This is a genomic window from Micromonospora sp. CA-111912, assembly GCF_050948415.1.
In the GTDB taxonomy this organism is placed as follows: Bacteria; Actinomycetota; Actinomycetes; order Mycobacteriales; family Micromonosporaceae; genus Micromonospora.
Genome location: NZ_CP192007.1, coordinates 3,652,760 through 3,671,106, shown reverse-complemented (window position 1 = coordinate 3,671,106; position 18,347 = coordinate 3,652,760). Strand labels below are relative to the sequence as shown.

Here is an 18,347-nt window from a genome sequence, read left to right as displayed (position 1 = left end):
CCCCGGGCGCCCGTGTCCGGCCCGGGGCGGGGCCGCCGCCGGTCACTGTCCCGATGCCCGGGGGTACGACGCCCGACGCGTCGCCGCCGTCAGGGTATGGCGGTGGGGGAGGGCGTCGCGGTGCCGCCCCTCGGCGCCTCGGGGGTCATCAGGCGGACGATCTCCTCCCGGTCGGCGGCCGACGGCAGGCCCCAGTCCGGGCGGTAGCCGTAGACCTCCCGCAGCGGCGTGGAGGAGGTCCGGCCGCCGAGGATCTCCACCGCGTCGGCGTCGATCAGCCCGGGGTGCTCCACCCCGCACGCCTCCGCGACCTTGACCAGGTCCCGCCGCAGCGTCCGCAGGTAGTTTGCCGCCCGCACCGCCTTCGACGCCGGGTCCAGGCCCCGGGCCAGCCACGGGTTCTGGGTGGCGACCCCGGTCGGGCAGGTGTCGGTGTGGCACTTCTGCGCCTGGATGCAGCCGATCGCCAGCATCGCCTCCCGGCCCACGTTGACCATGTCGCAGCCGAGCGCGAACGCCACCACCGCGTTGTCCGGCAGGCCCAGCTTGCCGGCGCCGACGAAGACGACCTGCTCGTGCAGCCCCTGCTCGGCGAAGACCTTGTACACCCGGGAGAAGCCCTGCTGGAACGGCAGCGACACCGAGTCGGTGAAGATCAGCGGGGCGGCACCGGTGCCGCCCTCGCCGCCGTCGACGGTGACGAAGTCGACGCCGCGGCCGGTGTCGCGCATCAGGGTGGTCAGCTCCTCCCAGAACTCGAGGTCGCCGACGGCGGACTTGATCCCCACCGGCAGGCCGGTCTCTGCGGCCAGCAGTTCCACCCAGTCCAGCAGGCTGTCGCAGTCGGAGAACTCGGCGTGCCGGGACGGGCTGACGCAGTCCCGGCCCTGCGGGATGCCCCGGGTCGCGGCGATCTCCGCCGACACCTTCGCCGCCGGCAACAGCCCGCCCAGGGTCGGTTTGGCGCCCTGGCTGAGCTTGACCTCCAGCGCCCGTACCGGCGCGCCGGCGACCAGGTCCCTGAGCCGGGCGAGGTCGAACCGGCCGCGCTCGTCGCGGCAGCCGAAGTACGCGGTGCCGAGCTGGAACACCAGCTCCCCACCCCGCCGGTGGTACGGGGACAGGCCCCCCTCGCCGGTGTTCTGCAGGCACCCGGCCAGGGCCGCCCCCCGGTTGAGCGCCGCCACGGCGTTGCCGGACAGCGATCCGAAGCTCATCCCGGAGACGTTGACCACCGACTCCGGCCGGAAGGCCCGCGCCCGTCCCCGGGCCGCCCCGAGCACCTTGGCGCACGGCAGCCGTACGTCGTGCCCGGCCGTCGGCGAGGACGGCGGCACCGTCCGGCCGAACGTGCGGTGCTTGATGATCGGGTACCCGGCGGTGTACTCGATGTCGTTGTCGGTGCCGAACCCGAAGTAGTTGTTCTCCTGCTTCGCCGAGGCGTACACCCAGCGCCGCTGGTCGCGCGTGAACGGCCGCTCCTCGTTGTTGCCGGCCACGATGTACTGCCGCAGCTCCGGCCCGATCGACTCCAGCAGGTAACGGGCCCGACCGATCACCGGGAAGTTGCGCAGCAGCGCGTGGTCACGCTGGAGGACATCACGGGCGGCCAGCGCCGCGACCGCGGCGGCGACGGCGGGCACGGTTCGACGGACCCATCTCATGCCGTCAGTCTCCCCGGGGTCGCCGGGTTTCGCACGGCCGGCGAGTCCCGTCCGCCCGGGATGCATGCCGACCCGGCGTCCCGGCCCCCGGCGTGGCGGCGCAGCTGCGAGCATTTCGCTGGTACGCCCGCCGCAGATGCGGGGATCCGGTGAGCTTTCGGGCCGCATCGGCGGCACGGTAGAGTGTCCTCCGTGACGGTCTTCCGGATCGGCGAGGCGGCCGAACTCCTCGGCGTCAGCACCGACACGGTGCGGCGCTGGGTCGACGCCGGCCGCCTCGCCGCCACCCGCGACGAGCACGGCCACCGGGTGCTCGACGGCGCCGACCTGGCCGCGTTCGTCCGCGCCGCAGCCGCCGCGCCCGAGGAGCACGCCGAGCTGTCCTCGGCCCGCAACCGGCTACGCGGCATCGTCACCGCCGTGGTCAAGGACGCCGTGATGGCCCAGGTCGACATCCAGGCCGGGCCGTTCCGGATCGTGTCGCTGATGAGCCGCGAGGCGGTCGACGACCTGGGCCTCCAGGTCGGCTCGGTCGCCGTCGCGGTGATCAAGTCGACCACGGTCGTGGTGGAACGGCCGGCCCCGCACCCCCCGCGAGGAAGGACCGGCCCGTGACCGCACGCGGGAACCCGGGGACCCGACGGACCCGCGCCGCCCTGACCGGGGCGGTTGCCCTGGCCATCGCCGTCACCGGCTGCGCCGGCGGGTCGGACCCGTCCGCGGGTGGCGACGGGATGCGTGGCTCGGTCACCGTCTTCGCGGCGGCGTCGCTGACCGAGTCGTTCACCCGGCTGGGCGCCGAGTTCGAGGCCGCCCACCCGGGCACGACGGTCACCTTCAGCTTCGCCGGCAGCTCCGCCCTGGCCACCCAGGTCAACCAGGGCGCACCCGCCGACGTGTTCGCCGCCGCGTCCCCGGCCACCATGCGTACGGTCACCGACGCCGGCAACGCCGACGGCCCCCCGGTCACCTTCGCCCGTAACCAGCTCGTCATCGCCGTGCCGGAGGGCAACCCGCGGTCGGTGGCCGGGCTGGCCGACCTGACCCGGCCCGGGACGAAGGTCGCGCTGTGCGCACCGCAGGTGCCCTGCGGCGCGGCGGCCCGCACCGCTCTCGACGCCGCCGGCGTGCCGCTCACCCCGGTCACCCTCGAACAGGACGTCAGGGGCGCGCTGTCCAAGCTTCGCCTCGGCGAGGTCGACGCCGCGCTGGTCTACCGCACCGACGCCGCCGCCGCGTCCGAGGTGGACGCCGTGGAGTTCCCCGAGTCCGCCGAGGCCGTCAACGACTACCCGATCGTCGTGCTCCGGCAGGCCGGCAACCCGGCCGCGGCCCGGGAGTTCGTCGCGTACGTGCGGTCCGACCGGGGCCGCGCCGCGCTGACCGCCGCCGGGTTCCAGCCCCCACGGGCCTGACCCCGGTGGTACGAGCCCGCCCGGCCACACCGCGCCGCCGCGTCCCCGGGCGGCGGATGCCCGTCGCCCTGTTCGTCCCGGCCGGGCTCGGGCTGATCTTCCTCGTGCTGCCCCTCGCCGGGCTGCTCGCCCGCGCTCCGTGGGCCACCCTGCCGCAGCGGCTGGCCGCGCCGGGGGTGCTCACCGCGCTGCGGCTGTCCCTGCTCACCGCCACGGTCGCCACGCTGGTCTGCGTCGTCCTCGGCGTACCCCTGGCGTGGCTGCTGGCCCGGCTGGAGTTCCCCGGCCGGCGGCTGGTCCGGTCGCTGGTCACCGTGCCGCTGGTGCTGCCGCCGGTGGTCGGCGGCGTCGCCCTGCTGCTCGTCTTCGGGCGCCGGGGCCTGCTCGGCGGCTGGCTCGACGCCACCTTCGGGATCACCCTGCCGTTCACCACCGCCGGGGTCGTCCTCGCCGAGGCGTTCGTGGCCATGCCGTTCCTGGTCATCGCCGTCGAGGGCGCGCTGCGCGGCGCCGACCTCCGGTACGAGGAGGCCGCCGCCACCCTCGGTGCCGGCCGGTGGACCACCTTCACGCACGTCACCCTGCCGCTGGTCGCCCCCGGAGTGGCCGCCGGGGCGGTGTTGTGCTGGGCCCGCGCCCTCGGCGAGTTCGGCGCCACCATCACCTTCGCCGGCAACTTCCCGGGCCGCACCCAGACCATGCCCCTGGCCGTGTACCTGGCCCTGGAGACCGACCTGGAGGCCGCGATCGTGCTCAGCCTCGTCCTGCTCACCGTCTCCGTGGCCATCCTCGCCGGGCTGCGCGACAAGTGGACGGCCGGCCCGTGACCGTCGCCGCGCCGCCTGGCGACCCCGTCCCGCCGCCGCTGCTGGACGCCCACCTCATTGTCGAGCGGGGCGGCTTCCACCTCGACGTCGCCCTGCGGGTGCGCGCCGGGGAGGTGGTGGCGCTGCTCGGCCCCAACGGTGCCGGCAAGACCACCGCGCTGCGCGTCCTGGCCGGCCTGCACCCGCTGACCGCCGGCCACCTCACCCTCGGCGGGGCCGACCTCGACCGCCCCGACCGCCGGGCGTGGACCCCGCCGGAGCGCCGCCCGGTCGGCGTCGTCTTCCAGGACTACCTGCTCTTCCCGCACCTGAGCGCCCGGGACAACGTCGCCTTCGGCCCGCGCCGGCGCGGCGCCGACCGGCGGGCCGCCCGGGCCGTCGCCGACGCCTGGCTGGCCCGGGTCGGCCTCGCCGAGCACGCCCGGCGCCGGCCCCGGCAGCTCTCCGGCGGGCAGGCGCAGCGGGTCGCGCTGGCCCGGGCCCTCGCCGTCGATCCCACCCTGCTGCTACTCGACGAGCCGCTCGCCGCCCTCGACGCCCGCACCCGCCTGGACACCCGCGCCGAGCTGCACCGCCACCTCGCCGCCCACCCGGGCGCGACCGTGCTGGTCACCCATGATCCCCTCGACGCGTTGGTGCTCGCCGACCGGCTGGTCATCGTGGAGGGCGGGCGGGTCGTCCAGGCCGGCGACGCGGCCACCGTCACCGCCCGGCCCCGCACCGACTACGTCGCCCGCCTGGTCGGGCTCAACCTGCACCGGGGCCACGCCGACGGCCACCGGGTCCGGGTCGGCGGGCTGACCCTCACGGCCGCCGACAGCGTGGCCGGCGAGGCGTTCGTGGCGTTCCCGCCGGCCGCCGTCGCTCTGCACCCCGTCCGGCCCGAGGGCAGCCCCCGCAACACCTGGTCGGCCACCGTCGCCGGGGTGCAGCGGCACGGCGACAACCTGCGCGTCCAGCTCGACGGGCCGCTGTCCGTCGCCGCCGACGTCACTCCGGCCGCCGCCGCGCAGCTGCGGCTGGTCCCGGGCCGGGCGGTGTGGGCGGCGGTCAAGGCCGCCGAGACCCGCGCGTACCCGGTGGGGCACTGACCGCACGGCACGGCGACCCGCCGGCACCCGGGGTCGCCGGGTGCCGACGGGTCGCCGTGATCGGATCCGGGGTCAGCTCGCGGTGCAGGACGGGGTGCCGGACGGCGGGGTGCCGGAGCCCTGGAAGCCGAACTCGGTCGACTGTCCGGGGGTGAGCCGTCCGTTGTAGGCCACGTTGGTGAACCGGACCGTCCCGGTGGTGCCGCTGCCCTGCGCGTTCCACGCGTTGGTGACCGCCGTGCCCGCCGGCAGCGTGACGGTGGCCGCCCAGCCGTTGGTGCCGGACGAGCCGGCCGTAACCCGTACCGTCGCCACGAAGCCCCCGGTCCAGGTCTGCAGGGAGAACGAAGCGGTGCAGCCCGCGCCGGGCGGCGGGGTGGTCGGGGCAGGAGTGGTCGGCGGGGGCGTGGTGGGTGGGGGCGTGGTCGGAATGGGCGTGCCGCTGTTCAGCGCGTCCAGGGTGGCGGTGTACGCGGCCTTCTTGTTGCCGTTGCCGTCGAACAGCAGCGGGGTGCCGCTGGCCCGCCAGGAGTCGGTGTCCCGGATGCCCCACACCGAGATGCCGGTGCAGCGGGACACCGCGAGGCAGGCCCTGGTGACGTTGGCGTACGAGGTGGCCTGCGCGGTGCCGGAGCCCTCGATGTCCAGCTCGGTGATCTGGACGTCGAGCCCGAGGTTGGCGAACCGTTGCAGGTTGGCCTGGTAGTCGCCGGGCACCGGGGACGCGCTGTTGAAGTGGGACTGGAACCCGACGCAGTCGATCGGCACGCCCCGGGCCTTGAAGTCGGAGACCATCGCGTACACCGCGTTGGACTTCGCGTTCTGCCCGTCGGTGTTGTAGTCGTTATAGCAGAGCTTCGCGCCCGGGTCGGCGGTGCGGGCGGTGCGGAACGCCACCTCGATCCAGTCGTTGCCGGTGCGCTGGAGGTTCGAGTCGCGCCGGGCGCCGTTGCCGCCGTCGGCGAACGCCTCGTTGACCACGTCCCAGGAGTGGATCTTGCCACGGTAGTGGGTGGCGACCTGGGTGACGTGGTTGACCATCGCCGAGCGCAGCGCGCTGCCGCTGAGGTTCTGCGCCCAGCCGGGCTGCTGGGAGTGCCAGGCCAGCGCGTGGCCCCGGACCCGCATGCCGTTGGCCTGGGCGTGGCTGACGATGCGGTCGGCGCTGGTGTAGTTGAACTGGCCCTGGGACGGCTCGGTCGCGTCCCACTTCATCTCGTTCTCGGGGGTGACCATGTTGAACTCGCGGTTCAGGATCCCGACGTACGTGGAATCCGACAGCTTGTTCGCCGCCACCGCGGTGCCGAAGTAGCGGCCCTTCTCGGCCGCCGCGGTGGCGAGGGTGGTGCCGGCGCTGGCCGCGGTGGCCAGTGCCAGCACCATTCCGGCGGCCACCGTGCCGACGGTGGCGGAGACCAGCGCCGCGCGTCGGCCCGGTCGAACCCTGGCGCTTCCGCGGTCGCGTGCTGCTGAGCTGCTCATGCCTGACTGCCCTCCGGGGGATCGAAGTCGTCGCGCGGCCGACGACATCAGCGACTTTCGATACATGCTATCGAGAAGTTTCGGAAAGCTCTAGCCCGACATCCGCCGGTCATACCCGGCCAGCGGGGCCGAAAGTTTCGGAACCCTACCGGCGGGGCGGCCCGGTCAGAGCACCTGGGACAGGAAGCGGCGCAGCCGGGGATGCTCGGGACGCTCGAAGACCGCCGCCGGCTCGCCGGCCTCCAGCACCACCCCGCCGTCCATGAACGCCACGGTGTCGGCGACCTCGCGGGCGAAGCCCATCTCGTGGGTCACCACCACCATGGTCATGCCGCCCGCAGACAGCTCCGCCATGATGCCCAGCACCCCCTTGACCAGCTCCGGGTCCAGGGCCGAGGTCGCCTCGTCGAAGAGCATCACCTGCGGCTGCAACGCCAGCGCCCGGGCGATCGCCACCCGCTGTTGCTGCCCCCCGGACAGCTGCGCCGGCCGGGCGTCGGCCCGGCCAGCCAGCCCGACCCGCTCCAGCTGGGCGCGGGCCGCCTGCGTGGCCTCGTCCTCGCCGAGCCGCTTGAGCCGGCGCAGCGCCAGGGTGATGTTGCGCAGCACCGTCATGTGCGGGAAGAGGTTGAACTGCTGGAACACCATCCCGACCCGCTGGCGCAGCGCGTCCGGGTCGTCGCCCAGCACGCTGCGCCCGTCCAGCAGCACGTCCCCCTGGTCCGGCTCGATGAGCCGGTTGATCGTGCGCAGCAGGGTGGACTTTCCCGACCCGGACGGCCCGATGACGCAGGCCGTGCCACCCCGGCCGACGTCCAGGCTCGCGCCCCGCAGCACCCGGTTGGCGCCGAAGGCGAGGTGCACGTCCCGCACGTTCAGGCTCACCGGGGTCGTCGTGCCGGTCGAGGTGCTCATCGCTCGTCCTTTCCCGTGATCGTGCGGGCGGCGGCGTCGCCGGGCAGCGCGTTCCGCCCGGCGAGCGCCAGCGCGTCGTCGTCCTCGGCCGCCGTGGCCGGCCGGCCCTGCCGCAGCCGCCGGTCGATCCAGTTCACCGCGTGGGTCAGCGGCACGGTCAGCGTCAGGTAGAACAGGCCCGCCAGCAGCAGCGCCGACTCGTTGCCGGTGGTCGCCGCGTGGTCCTGCCCGATCCGGAACAGCTCCCGCTGGCTGGCCACCAGGCCGAGGAAGTAGACCAGGCTGGAGTCCTTGATCAGGGCGATGAGCTGGTTCACCCAGGCCGGCAGCACCCGGCGGACCCCCTGCGGGATGATCACCAGCCGCATCGCCTCGCCCCAGGAGAACCCCAGCGCCCGGGCCCCCTCCAGCTGGGCGGCCTCCACGCTCTGGATGCCGGCCCGGAAGATCTCCCCGATGTACGCCGCCGCGATCAGCGACAGCGCCAGGATGCCCAGCGGGTAAGGGTTCGGCCCCCACACCTGCATCCCCAGCGGCGCCAGGCCGACGCCGATGAGCAGGATCGTCGCCGCCGCCGGCAGGCCGCGGAAGACGTCCGTGTACACCCGCGCCGGCCAGCGCAACCATCGGGTACGCGAGATGCCCGCGACCGCCAGCAGCATGCCCAGCAGCGAGCCGAGCAGGGCGGCCGAGATCGCCAGGATCAGCGTGTTGGGCAGCCCGACGGTCAGCATCTCGGGCAGCGCCGCACGCATGGAGTCCCAGTCGAAGAAGGTCTCCCACAGGGTGCTCAGTGGATCCATCAGTCGTCTTCCCGTCCGCCCCGCTCGCTGGTCATCCGTACCGTCGGCTCGTCGTCGCCCGTGCCGTCACGCCCGCGTACTCAGGACGACGCCGACGCCGACGGCGCGGCCGACCCGGACGGGGCCGCCGACGCGCCCGGCACCGGCGCCGAGCCGCTGCCCGGCCTGAAGTCCGCCGGGACCGGCCGGCCCGGGTAGTACTGCTCCTGCAACCGGCTCCACGTGCCGTCGGCGATGACCTCGTCGAGGCCCTTGTCCAGCGCCGCGCGGAGCGCGTCGTTGCCCTTGGCCACGGCGTACGCGGTCGGGGTGGGGCTGAGCTGCTTCGCGGCCACCGTGATCTTCCCGCCGCTGTCGGTGGCGGACTTCTCGCCGATCTCGGCCGGGGCGATCCAGGCGTCGGCGGTGCCGGCCCTGAGCTGGTTGAGCGCTCCGTTGTAGTCCGGCACCCGCACCGGGTCCAGCTTCTGGCCGGTGGCGTAGTCGTCCTGCACGGTGCCCTGCACGACCACCACCCGCTTGCCGGCGAGCTGGTCGAAGCCGGTGATCGGGGATCCGGCCGGGACGTCCAGTCCGAAGTAGCCGAAGTCGTAGCCGTTGCCGAAGTCGACGGTCTTCTTCCGCGCCTCGGTGATGGTGATCGAGGAGCTGCCCACGTCGAACTTGCGGTTGTTGACCTGCGACAGCAGCGCGGAGAAGTCGGTGCCGACGAACTCCACCCGCAGGCCGATCTTCTCCGCGACCGCGGTGAGCAGGTCGTTGTCGAAGCCGGTGAACTTTCCGTCCTTCAGGTACACGTTCGGCGGCGCGTCGGTGAGGGTGCCGGCCCGCAGCACACCGGGCTGGACCAGGCCGTACGGGTTGTCGGCGGCGGCCGAGGTGTCGTCGCCGCAGGCGGTGAGGGTGGCGGCGCCGACGACGGCCGCGACGCCCAGCGCGGCGAACCTGGTCAGGGCGGGGAGGAATCGCACAGGTGTCTCCTGGGATGAGGGCGGCGCGCGGACGGCACGCCGCCGGACGCGGCACGCCGATGGGCGGCCGCGGAAGGGTGCTACTACGGAATGGGGGAGGCGCTCAGCGCGCCGCGTGACGGCGACAGCCGTCGCTGCACACCCGCATCAGGTCCACGTGCCGGCGCCTGATCAGCGCGGGCTGTCGGGTAGGTGACGCGGTCGACGCCGAGCGTGCGGCAGCCGGGGCGCAAGGACGAGCAGACATGGTTCTCCAAGGTCGGTGTTGACCTGGGGACCAGGCCACGCTTGCACCGGTGACACTCCGGTGCCTGGTCTTCACCCGGGGCACCCCACCGCGGAGGAGGGTTGCCGGCCAGCGAGCCGGGGCTTGACGCTGGCGCTCATGACCTGGTGGAGAGCCTAGCAACGGCACCGGGCCGGGCGTCCAGTCGTTATGACGACGCTCACCCCGGGTGGGGCTCCGGCCGACACAACGCCCTCGCCGGGCGACCGCCGCCGAGGTTCAGCCCCGGTACGGGGCCAGGCCGGCGTCGAGCAGCGTGAAGGCGTGGTCGGCGGCGGCGACCGCCTCCGGGTGTGCCCGCGCGGCGGTGCACCCCTCGGTGAGACGACGCCAGTTGTCCCGCGCCAGCACCCGCTGCGCCGCGACGATCTGTGCCGCCGCGAGCCGGCCGGTCAGCCCGTCGGGCCGAGCCCTGGGCTCCGGCCGCCCCCCTTCGTCGGGGCGCGTGTTGGCGGCGTCGTCGAGGGCGTCGGCCAGCGCCGCCTCCTCGGCGGCGGCGTGCCCGGCCACCCGGGCGGCGAGGCCCGGGGTCGAGAAGACCATCCCGTGGTACGCCAGCACCCGGGGGTCGTCGTTGAGCCCGGTGACCGGGTCGTGGCGGTCCAGCCCGTCGAGAAAGTGCCGGCGCAGCGCGGCGAGCGGCGCCTCGCCCGGGCGTCGGCCGCGCACCACCCGGGCCGACTCGCCCCGGTGGTCGGCGATCCGGTGCAGGACCAGATCCTCCTTCGTGGCGAAGTACTTGAACAGCGTCGGCTTGGAGACCTCCGCGGCCGCGGCCACCTCGGCGACCGACACCTGGTCGAAGCCTCGTTCGACGAACAGCGAGATCGCCGCTGCCGAGATCGCGTCGTGGGTGCGCTGCCGCTTGCGTTCGCGCAGCCCCTGCTCTCCGGTCACGCCACCCAGGCTACCAGCGGCCGATACCAGGTCAATTTCATGACTAAGGTTAGAATATTTACCTGGTAAATGTTTCTCATCGGAGGTTGCCATGGACGACCGGGTCGACCGGGAACTCGCGCGGGAGCAGGCGCACCTGGCCGCGACCCGCGCCGCGCTCGCCCGGATGCGCGACACCGCCCGCCACCGGGTGGCCACCGGCGCGGACGTGGCCGGCGACCGGTGGACCGCCGAGACCCTCGGCCGGATGCTGCGGACCCACGCCAAGGAACTCGCCGAGGAGCCGGACGCGCCGCCCTACTTCGGCCGCCTCCGGTTCGGCGCCGCCGCCGAGGCGGGCGAGCACGTCGGTCAGCGCTACCACCTCGGCCGCCGCCACATCACCGACGAGGCCGGCCACCCGCTCGTCATCGACTGGCGGGCGCCGGTGTCGCGTACCTTCTACCGGGCCACCGCCCGGGACCATCTCGGCGTCGCGGTCCGCCGCCGGTACGGGTGGAGCTCCACGCCGCCGACCCCGGCCCGGCTGACCGGGTTCGAGGACGAGCGCCTCGACCGGGGGGAGGAGCTCGGCGGCGGCAGCCGGCTCGTGGCTGCGGAGATCGAGCGTCCCCGGGTCGGCCCGATGCGCGACATCGTCGCCACCATCCAGCCCGAACAGGACGAGCTGGTTCGCGCCGACCTCGACACGTCCGTCTGCGTCCAGGGCGCGCCCGGCACCGGCAAGACCGCCGTGGGGCTGCACCGCGCCGCCTGGCTGCTCTACACCCACCGGCGGCAGCTCGGCCGCACCGGGGTGCTGGTGATCGGTCCGAACCCGGCCTTCCTGCGGTACGTCTCGGCCGTGCTGCCCACGCTCGGCGAGGTCGACGTCGACCAGCGGACCCTGGAGGACCTGCTGGCCCGGCACCCGATCGCCGCCGTCGACGACGATGCCGCGGCCGTCGTCAAGCACGACGCCCGGATGGCCGTCGTGCTCGACCGGGCGCTGTACGGCCGCGTCCGCGTACCCGCCGAGGCGCTCACCGTGCCCGACGGCTCCTACCGCTGGCGGCTGCCCGCCGGGGCCGTCGCCGCGCTGGTCGCCGGGATCCGGCGCGAGTCCCCGCCCTACGGAATCGGCCGCGAGCGGCTGCGATCCCGGGTCGTGGACCTGCTGCAACGTCAGGCCGAGCGGCGTGTGGAGCTGTCCGGCGCAGCCTGGGGGCGGCGGGTGGGCCGCTGCGCCCCGGTCCGTGACCTCCTCGACCGGGTCTGGCCCGCCGTGCGCCCCGGCGAACTGCTCGCGAAGCTGCTCGGTGACCCGGACGCGCTCGCCGGGTCAGCCGACGGGATTCTCACCGCCGACGAGCAGGAGGCCGTCCGTTGGGCCCGCCCGCGCGGCGCCCGGACCGCCCGCTGGTCCGCGGCCGACCTAGTCCTGCTCGACGAGGTCGCCGGGCTGATCGAGCATCCCCCCGGATACGGCCACGTCATCGTCGACGAGGCGCAGGATCTCTCGCCGATGCAGTGCCGCGCCCTCGCCCGCCGCAGCGTCCACGGCTCCCTCACCGTGCTCGGCGACCTGGCCCAGGGCACGACGCCGTGGGCGGCGCGGAGCTGGCCGGACCAGCTGACCCACCTGGGCCGGCCCACGGCCCGGGTCGTGCCGCTGACCGCGGGATTCCGGGTGCCCGGCGCGGTGCTGGCGCCGGCCAACCGGCTGCTCGGGACGCTCGGCGTGGACGTGCCGCCGACCCGGTCCGTCCGCGCCGACGGCCACCTGCGCGTACGGCACGCCGACGACCTGGACGCCGGCGTCCTCGACGCGGTCCGGGACGCGCTCGGGTACGCGGGCTCGGTCGCGGTCATCGGCGTCGACGCGGCCGTCACGCGGCTCGCCGGCCCGCTGCGCGCCGCCGGCGTCCCGGCCGCCGGGGTGGACGAGGCGGATCCGTCGGCCCGGGTCACCCTGCTGCCCGTGACCCTGGCCAAGGGCCTGGAGTACGACCACGTGGTGCTGGTCGAGCCGGCGGACATCGTGGCCGCCGAGGCGCGCGGCCCGCACCGGCTCTACGTGGCCCTGACCAGGGCGGTGTCCCGACTGGACATCGTCCACCACCGGCCCCTGCCGGCGGCGCTGCGCGGCTGACGGCCGGCGTGCCGGGCGGGTGTGGTGGGGCGGGACCACGCGGACCCGCCCCACCGCGGCGTGGGCCGGTCAGCCCGCCTGGAACGACTGGCGGACCACGCCGCCGACGAGCGCGCACCAGGTGCTCGTGCTGACCTTGCCGTTGGGGTGCAGGCCGTGCAGCCGCTGGAGGTCCTGGACGGCCTTCTTGGTGGCGTGGTCGAACTCGCCGGTCACCGTGACGTCTGCGTAGCCCTTGGAGTTCAGGATGAACTGCACGGCGCTGACCGGGGCGCCGGTGGCGTTCTTGTCCAGCTCGGGTGCGAGGGTCTCCCAGGTCGGCCCCGTGAGGGTGGCGTCGATGTCGACCGGGATGCCGTTGCGGGCCTGCCAGTCCTGCACGGCGGCGACGGTCGCGGCATCGAACGTGCTGTTCACCGGCACGACGTAGCCGCGATGGGTGAGCAGGTACTGCGCCACCCGCACGGTCGGGGAGTTGACGAACCGCCACAGGTCCGGCCAGCGGCGGGCCGGCACGTCGGCGATGTCGGTGCCCAGCTCGCGGAAGACCCGTCGGCGCAGTTCCGGGAACTGCCGGTAGAACGCGGCTCCCGGGCACGCGGTGGTGCGGAAGTCCCAGTGCCCGAAGATGTCGTGGGCGTGCAGGCCGTACCGGCGGCCGACCGTGGCGCAGAGCTGGACCAGCGAGTCCAGCAGCTCCTGCGGCGGCGTCTCGGTGACGTACGTGCCCTCGTTCTCGATGCCGATGGCCCGGCCGTTCTCCCCGGGACAGTGCGCCGAGATCACCTGCCGGTCGCCGGCGGCCAGCCGCTCGAGGCTGCCGCGCCGGCCCTCCAGCACGTGCCCGCCCCGGCTGACGGTGAAGTGCTGGCCGGTGTCGGACCAGCCGTTGCCGTCCATGTGCAGGTTCTGGCAGTCCCGGGCCAGCTTCACGGCCTGGTCCCGCGAGTAGTCGGTGACGTTCGGGAACGCCATGTGGTGCACGATGATCTTGTTGGTGGCGATGGCGCTGAGCGGCAGGGAACCGGCCGGCGGTCGGGCGCCCCACTCGTCGCAGCTGATGATCCAGTCGACGTCCGATCCGGACGCGGCCTGCGCGGCGGCGGGGAACGCGAGTTCCGTGCCGACGACGGCGACGGCCGCCGCGCCGAGCCCGGCCCGCAACAGGGTGCGGCGGTCCAGCTCGGGGTGGTCGAAGTGCATGGCATCTCCTCTGTGGCTGACGACGGCCGGGGGTGAAAAGGAGCTTCACGGGCAACGCGTGAGGTGGAGGATATTTCCAACCGACGCGCAACACCAGAGGTGACCGGCGGGGAGGCGCCGCCCTCCCCGTTCACCTAGCATCCTAGGATGCCTTAGGGGGAGTGCCACCGTCCACAGTCAAGCCGACGGGCAACGGGCGAGACGCCGACATCCGGTGCAGAGGATGCAACCGTTGCGCCGATGGCGGACTGGACAGCGCCCGCCACAATGAGCGGCGTCCCTGTGTGCCGGGCGTCAATCCGGAAGAGCCGTGGAGACCGTCCAATGAGTGGGAACAGCTGGCGGGTGTCCGGCTACACCGAGGTGCGCGAGCTGGGCTCGGGCGCGTCCGGGCGGGTGGTGCTCGCCACCCACGACGCGTCCGGCACCCCGGTCGCCGTGAAGTACCTCGTCGGCGTCCTCGGCACGGACCCGGCCTTCCGCGACCCCTTCCGAGCCGAGGCCCGGCTGCTGGCCGAGATCGACGATCAGCACGTCTCCCGGCTCTACGAGTACGTCGAGTCGCCCACGGGCGCGGCCATCGTGATGGAGCTGGTCAACGGGGTCTCGCTGCGGCAGATGCTGCGCGCCAACGGGCCCACCGGGCCGGAGGCCGCGCTCCTCGTCCTCAAGGGATCCCTCGCCGGGCTCGCAGCCGCGCACGCGCGGGGCGTGGTGCACCGTGACTACAAGCCCGAGAACGTGCTGGTCACCGCCGAGGGGGAGAGCAAGCTCGCGGACTTCGGCATCGCCATGCCGGTGGGACGGGAGTCGGCCACCACGGTGACCGGCACGCCCCGTTACATGGCTCCGGAGCAGTGGACGGGCGCGGCGGCCTCCCCGGCCTGCGACATCTACGCCGCCACGGCCACCTTCTTCGAGTGCCTGACCGGTCACCCCCCGTACGACGGCCGTAGCCTGCTGGCCCTGCACGAGCAGCACGCGTACGCGCCGGTCCCCACCGACCCGGCCCCGCCGCCGGTGCACGAGCTGCTGCGCTGGGGGATGGCCAAGCTGCCCGCCGAGCGTCCCCAACCGGCGCACGTCTTCCTCGGCATCCTGGAGCAGATCGCCACCGAGGGGTACGGGCCGGACTGGGAGGAGCGCGGGGTCCGCGAGCTGGCCCGGCGGGCCGCCCTGCTGGCCGCGTTCTTCCCGTTCTCCGACTCCTCGGGCGGCAGCACCAGCCTGGCCAGTACGGTCCTCGTGCCGGACGGCAGCACGGGCATGGGTCGGGAGATCCGCACCGGTCGACGGATGCGCACCGGGCGGGCTCGCCCGGCCCTGATCGGCGGCGCCCTGGTCGCGGCCGTGCTGGTCGGTGGCGTCGGCTACCGGTACGCCTCAAGCGATGAACCCGACGTGGTGCCCGTTGCGGGCGACGCCGCCCCGGTCGCCGCGCCGGCACCGGTCGACCCGGTGTCCGAATCCGCCACGCCGCCGCCGGTCACGCCGACCCCGCCGGTGGCCACGCCGTCGCCCTCGGCCGTCGCCCCGACCACCGGCAGGCCGACGACCGCCGCCCCGACGACCCGGCCCCCGGCGCCGACGGTCCGGCCCACCCGGACGGCGACGCCGACGCCTACCGTGTCGGCCGGCAGCACCCCGCCCGCGCGGGACGTCACCGCCCCCACGGTCGGGGCGCCGAGCACCCGGTGGACCACCCTGGATCCGAGGGGCTGCCCGTACGGGGCGACGTCGACCCCGGTCACGGTGAAGGTCACCGACGACCGGTCGGCCGACGACGGGCTGCGGGTGTCGTTCCGCTACACGTCGGGCGCGCAGTCGGGCACGGTGGTCATGTCGTCGGTCGGTAAGGACGTGTTCGAGGGCACCCTCGGCCCGTTCGACCGCCCCGCCGACGGCGTGCGTATCTCGGTGCAGGTCACCGCGGTGGACGCCGCTGGCAACTCGGCCGGGGCGGGTGGGCCGGCGTACGTGAGCCTGCAGTCGTACTGCACGCCGGGCTGACCGGGGCGGCCGACGACGATGCCGGGAGGCTGGCGATGAGCGATCCGAACGAGCCGACGACGGCGCTGCCCCTCGGTGGCGCGCTCCCCGGGACGCCGTCCGGCTCGAGGACGACGCCGGGCCCGGGGGAGCCGACCGCCGACCTGGGCCGGACGGTGGACCTCGGCCGGACGGTCGGGCTGGGCGGCACGGTCCCTGCGGGGGGCACGGTTGCCGGGGGCGGGGCGTGGCCGCCCGGGCAGGTGTGGGGCGGGGGCGGCTCTGCGCGTACCACCGGGGGCTTCGCCGATCCCACGATCGCGGGCGGTGGGACCGCACCGGCCACGGCGGCCGGGCCGACCGTCGGCGGGTCGGCGGGCGAGGTGCGGTTCGGGCCGGGGGTGCCGAGCGTCGCGCCGGCTGCCCCCGCCTGGCGGCAGCCGGGCCCGGCCCGGCGGCCCCGGTCGCCGTGGCGGCGGGTCGTCTCGGTGCTGTCCACCCTGGTCACCGTGGTGTTAGTGGTGGCGGTCGGGCTGTTCATCTGGCAGCGGCTGAGCCCGTTGGCGGTCGAAGGGGTCACCGTGGCGGTGACCGAGCCCACCGGCGACCGGTGTGACGTGACGGTGGAGGTGGTCGCGACGGTGCGGACCAACGGCAATGCCGGCACGATCCGCTACCAGTGGCTGCGCTCCGGGTCGGCACCGGGGGCGCTGGTCGGCGAGCGGGTGGGGCGGGGGCAGCGGACGGTGACGCTGCCCCTGAGATGGTCCTTCAGCGGGGTGGGCGCGACGCGGGAGACGGCGACGGTCAACATCGTCGAGCCGTCGCCGGTGCAGGCCGGCACCGAGGTCCGTTACGTCTGCCGACGGCGCTGACGGCGGTCCTCGTCGGGGTGCGGCGGCGTTTGCGCGCGGGGCGGTCGGGGTAGAGCGGGCGGATCTGTTGCGACCCCTGGTGTGAAGGACCCTTCGATGAGAGACAACTTCGGTGACGCGGTGGGGGATGCCCTGCGCGCGGTGCTGCTGTTCCTGCCCAAGGCCCTCGGTTTTGTGGCGATCCTGGTGGCTGGTTGGCTGGTCGCGAAGGCCGTGCTGAAGGTCGTGGACAAGGTGCTGGAACGGGTCGGCTTCGACCGAGCGGTCGAACGCGGCGGGGTCAAGGCCGCGCTGGCCCGGTCCAGGTACGACGCGAGCGACATCGTGGCGAAGCTCGCCTACTACGGGGTGCTGCTGGTGACGTTGCAGCTCGCCTTCGGCATCTGGGGTCCGAACCCGATCTCGGACCTGATCGCCGGGGTGATCGCGTGGCTGCCCCGGGCGTTCGTGGCGATCGTGATCGTGGTGGTCGCGGCGGCGATCGCACACGCGGTGAAGGACATCATCAGCAGCGCGCTGGGCGGCCTGTCGTACGGGCGGGTGCTGGCGACGATCGCGTCGGTGTTCATCCTCGGGCTGGGCGTCATCGCGGCGCTCAACCAGATCGGCGTGGCGACGGCGGTGACCACGCCGGTGTTGGTCGCGGTGCTGGCGACGATCGGCGGCATCCTCGTCGTCGGCGTGGGTGGCGGGCTGGTCCGGCCGATGCAGAGCCGGTGGGAGTCGTGGCTGAGCCGGGCGGAGCGGGAGTCGCAGCTGATCGCGACGCATGCGCGGGCGTACCAGGCGGGGCGGCGGGACGTGGCGGCCCGGCTGGCGGCGACGGGACCGGTTGCCAGGGACGCCGAGCGGGCCGAGTCGGTCGTCCCGGCAGCCGACGACGCCGACCGGACGCAGGTGGTGCCGAGGGAGTTCGACGACGCGGACCGGACGCAGGTGGTGGCGCGGGAGTCCGCCTACGACCCTGACCGGACGCAGGTGGTTCCGTCCGGCGACGATCCTGACCGGACTCAGGTGGTGCCCCGGTTGGCCGGCGACCCTGTCGAGGCCACCCAGCCGGTGGCCCCGTACACCGGGCCGGAGCTGACCCCTCCGTACCCGCAGCGCGACGGCGACCACGACCGGTTGCCGGGCGACGCCACGGTGGTCATTCCCCGGCCGGACAGGGAGACCCCCGCTCGCTGACGCCGAGACGCGGGGTGGACGGGCCGGCGGATCCGGTCCACCCCGCGTCTGGTCGAATCCATCTGGCGACGTGGCTTTTGCCGACGCCGGGTTGTGGCGGGGGCGGGCTCAGGGGCGGTCAGTCGGGCAGCGCGTCGAGGTAGACCCAGCGGCCGTCCTCGCGGGTGAAGCGGCTGTGCTCGGTGAGCGTTCCGGGTCGTCCGCCCTCGCGGTGGTGGGCCCGGAACGCGACCGTGCCGGCGCTGTCGAACAGGCCACCCTGCTCGGTTCCGAGGATCTCCAACCGGGTCCACCGCTGCCCGGGGTCGAGGCGTAGCCGCTCGGGTCGGGTCGAGGAGTGCCAGCTGCGCAGCAGGTAGGCGGCGTCGCCGATGGCGAACGCGCTGAACCGGGACCGCATGAGCGCCTCGGCGGTGGCCGGGTCCGTCTCGCCCCGGTGTAGCCGTCCGCAGCACTCCGGGTAGGGCTGGCTGTTTCCGCACGGGCAGGGTCCGTTCGTGTTCCGGGGTGCGCCGCCACGGGCGGGTCTCTTCGCCACGTCCCCATCCTGCCGCAGTGGTCGGGACGCACGGGCGGGGGCTCCTTGCTCTGTCCCGGGCACCCCGGCCACCGC

15 protein-coding genes, 1 pseudogene and 1 riboswitch are annotated in these 18,347 nt (G+C 74.3%); of the genes and pseudogenes, 8 read left to right on the top strand and 8 right to left on the bottom strand.

Translation table 11 applies throughout. The annotated features are described in order from the left end of the window. Window positions 1-89: 89 nt before the first annotated feature. Window positions 90-1,664: a glutamate synthase-related protein gene (locus tag ACQPZO_RS15200; protein ID WP_433341559.1), complete on the bottom strand. Its 1,575-nt coding sequence runs from the start codon at window positions 1,662-1,664 to the stop codon at window positions 90-92. A gap of 192 nt (window positions 1,665-1,856) precedes the next feature. Between ACQPZO_RS15200 and ACQPZO_RS15195 the strand changes: the two genes are divergently transcribed. From ACQPZO_RS15195 to ACQPZO_RS15180, 4 genes are read left to right on the top strand one after another with little or no spacing between them, the layout of a single operon-like run. Next, window positions 1,857-2,279, top strand: a complete 423-nt coding sequence (locus ACQPZO_RS15195; protein ID WP_396674886.1) for a TOBE domain-containing protein — start codon at window positions 1,857-1,859, stop codon at window positions 2,277-2,279. Further along, the gene (modA, locus tag ACQPZO_RS15190; protein WP_433341557.1) at window positions 2,276-3,079 is read left to right on the top strand and encodes a molybdate ABC transporter substrate-binding protein; all 804 of its coding nucleotides are present in this window, start codon (window positions 2,276-2,278) and stop codon (window positions 3,077-3,079) included. Before ACQPZO_RS15195 ends, modA begins: the two co-directional genes overlap by 4 nt. Further along, window positions 3,076-3,906, top strand: a complete 831-nt coding sequence (locus ACQPZO_RS15185) for an ABC transporter permease (RefSeq protein WP_433351010.1) — start codon at window positions 3,076-3,078, stop codon at window positions 3,904-3,906. Before modA ends, ACQPZO_RS15185 begins: the two co-directional genes overlap by 4 nt. Further along, window positions 3,903-4,997, top strand: a complete 1,095-nt coding sequence (locus tag ACQPZO_RS15180; protein ID WP_433341555.1) for an ABC transporter ATP-binding protein — start codon at window positions 3,903-3,905, stop codon at window positions 4,995-4,997. Before ACQPZO_RS15185 ends, ACQPZO_RS15180 begins: the two co-directional genes overlap by 4 nt. Window positions 4,998-5,069: 72 nt before the next feature. On the opposite strand, the gene ACQPZO_RS15175 is transcribed toward ACQPZO_RS15180, so the two are convergent. The 5 genes from ACQPZO_RS15175 to ACQPZO_RS15155 all read right to left on the bottom strand — a co-directional run bounded on the left by ACQPZO_RS15175 (window position 5,070) and on the right by ACQPZO_RS15155 (window position 10,351). Then, entirely contained in the window at window positions 5,070-6,479 is a 1,410-nt protein-coding gene (locus ACQPZO_RS15175) for an endo-1,4-beta-xylanase (RefSeq protein ID WP_433341553.1), read from the bottom strand. A gap of 165 nt (window positions 6,480-6,644) precedes the next feature. Next, window positions 6,645-7,394 carry an amino acid ABC transporter ATP-binding protein gene (locus ACQPZO_RS15170; RefSeq protein ID WP_433341551.1) on the bottom strand — a complete coding sequence of 250 codons (750 nt, stop codon included), beginning with the start codon at window positions 7,392-7,394 and terminating at the stop codon, window positions 6,645-6,647. Continuing rightward, on the bottom strand, window positions 7,391-8,197 hold the full coding sequence (locus ACQPZO_RS15165; RefSeq protein WP_433341549.1) for an amino acid ABC transporter permease: 807 nt from the start codon (window positions 8,195-8,197) through the stop codon (window positions 7,391-7,393). The genes ACQPZO_RS15170 and ACQPZO_RS15165 overlap by 4 nt, the downstream gene beginning before the upstream one ends. Window positions 8,198-8,277: 80 nt before the next feature. Then, window positions 8,278-9,168, bottom strand: coding sequence for an ABC transporter substrate-binding protein (locus ACQPZO_RS15160; protein WP_433341547.1), 891 nt, complete (start codon window positions 9,166-9,168; stop codon window positions 8,278-8,280). A 279-nt stretch (window positions 9,169-9,447) separates the two neighbouring features. Beyond that, window positions 9,448-9,559: riboswitch (SAM riboswitch) on the bottom strand. A 114-nt stretch (window positions 9,560-9,673) separates the two neighbouring features. Beyond that, window positions 9,674-10,351 (bottom strand): TetR/AcrR family transcriptional regulator, encoded by a 678-nt coding sequence (locus ACQPZO_RS15155; RefSeq protein WP_433341545.1) that lies wholly within the window; start codon window positions 10,349-10,351, stop codon window positions 9,674-9,676. 91 nt (window positions 10,352-10,442) lie between these two features. On the opposite strand from ACQPZO_RS15155, the gene ACQPZO_RS15150 reads away from it, so the two are divergent. After that, window positions 10,443-12,482, top strand: a complete 2,040-nt coding sequence (locus tag ACQPZO_RS15150; RefSeq protein ID WP_433341543.1) for a HelD family protein — start codon at window positions 10,443-10,445, stop codon at window positions 12,480-12,482. 69 nt (window positions 12,483-12,551) lie between these two features. On the opposite strand, the gene ACQPZO_RS15145 is transcribed toward ACQPZO_RS15150, so the two are convergent. Then, on the bottom strand, window positions 12,552-13,685 hold the full coding sequence (locus ACQPZO_RS15145) for a peptidoglycan recognition protein family protein (RefSeq protein WP_433341542.1): 1,134 nt from the start codon (window positions 13,683-13,685) through the stop codon (window positions 12,552-12,554). Between the two features lie 324 nt (window positions 13,686-14,009). Here ACQPZO_RS15145 and ACQPZO_RS15140 point away from each other — a divergent pair, with 324 nt between their 5' ends. From ACQPZO_RS15140 to ACQPZO_RS15130, 3 genes and pseudogenes are all read left to right on the top strand, one after another. Then, window positions 14,010-15,695, top strand: coding sequence for a serine/threonine-protein kinase (locus ACQPZO_RS15140; protein WP_433341540.1), 1,686 nt, complete (start codon window positions 14,010-14,012; stop codon window positions 15,693-15,695). Between the two features lie 35 nt (window positions 15,696-15,730). Then, window positions 15,731-16,549, top strand: coding sequence for a hypothetical protein (locus ACQPZO_RS15135; protein WP_433341538.1), 819 nt, complete (start codon window positions 15,731-15,733; stop codon window positions 16,547-16,549). A 96-nt stretch (window positions 16,550-16,645) separates the two neighbouring features. After that, window positions 16,646-17,410, top strand: a pseudogene (locus ACQPZO_RS15130) (mechanosensitive ion channel family protein); the annotation flags it as partial. Between the two features lie 442 nt (window positions 17,411-17,852). Here the strand turns inward: ACQPZO_RS15130 and ACQPZO_RS15125 are convergent. After that, entirely contained in the window at window positions 17,853-18,272 is a 420-nt protein-coding gene (locus ACQPZO_RS15125; RefSeq protein WP_433341536.1) for a YchJ family protein, read from the bottom strand. Between the last annotated feature and the right edge of the window lie 75 nt (window positions 18,273-18,347).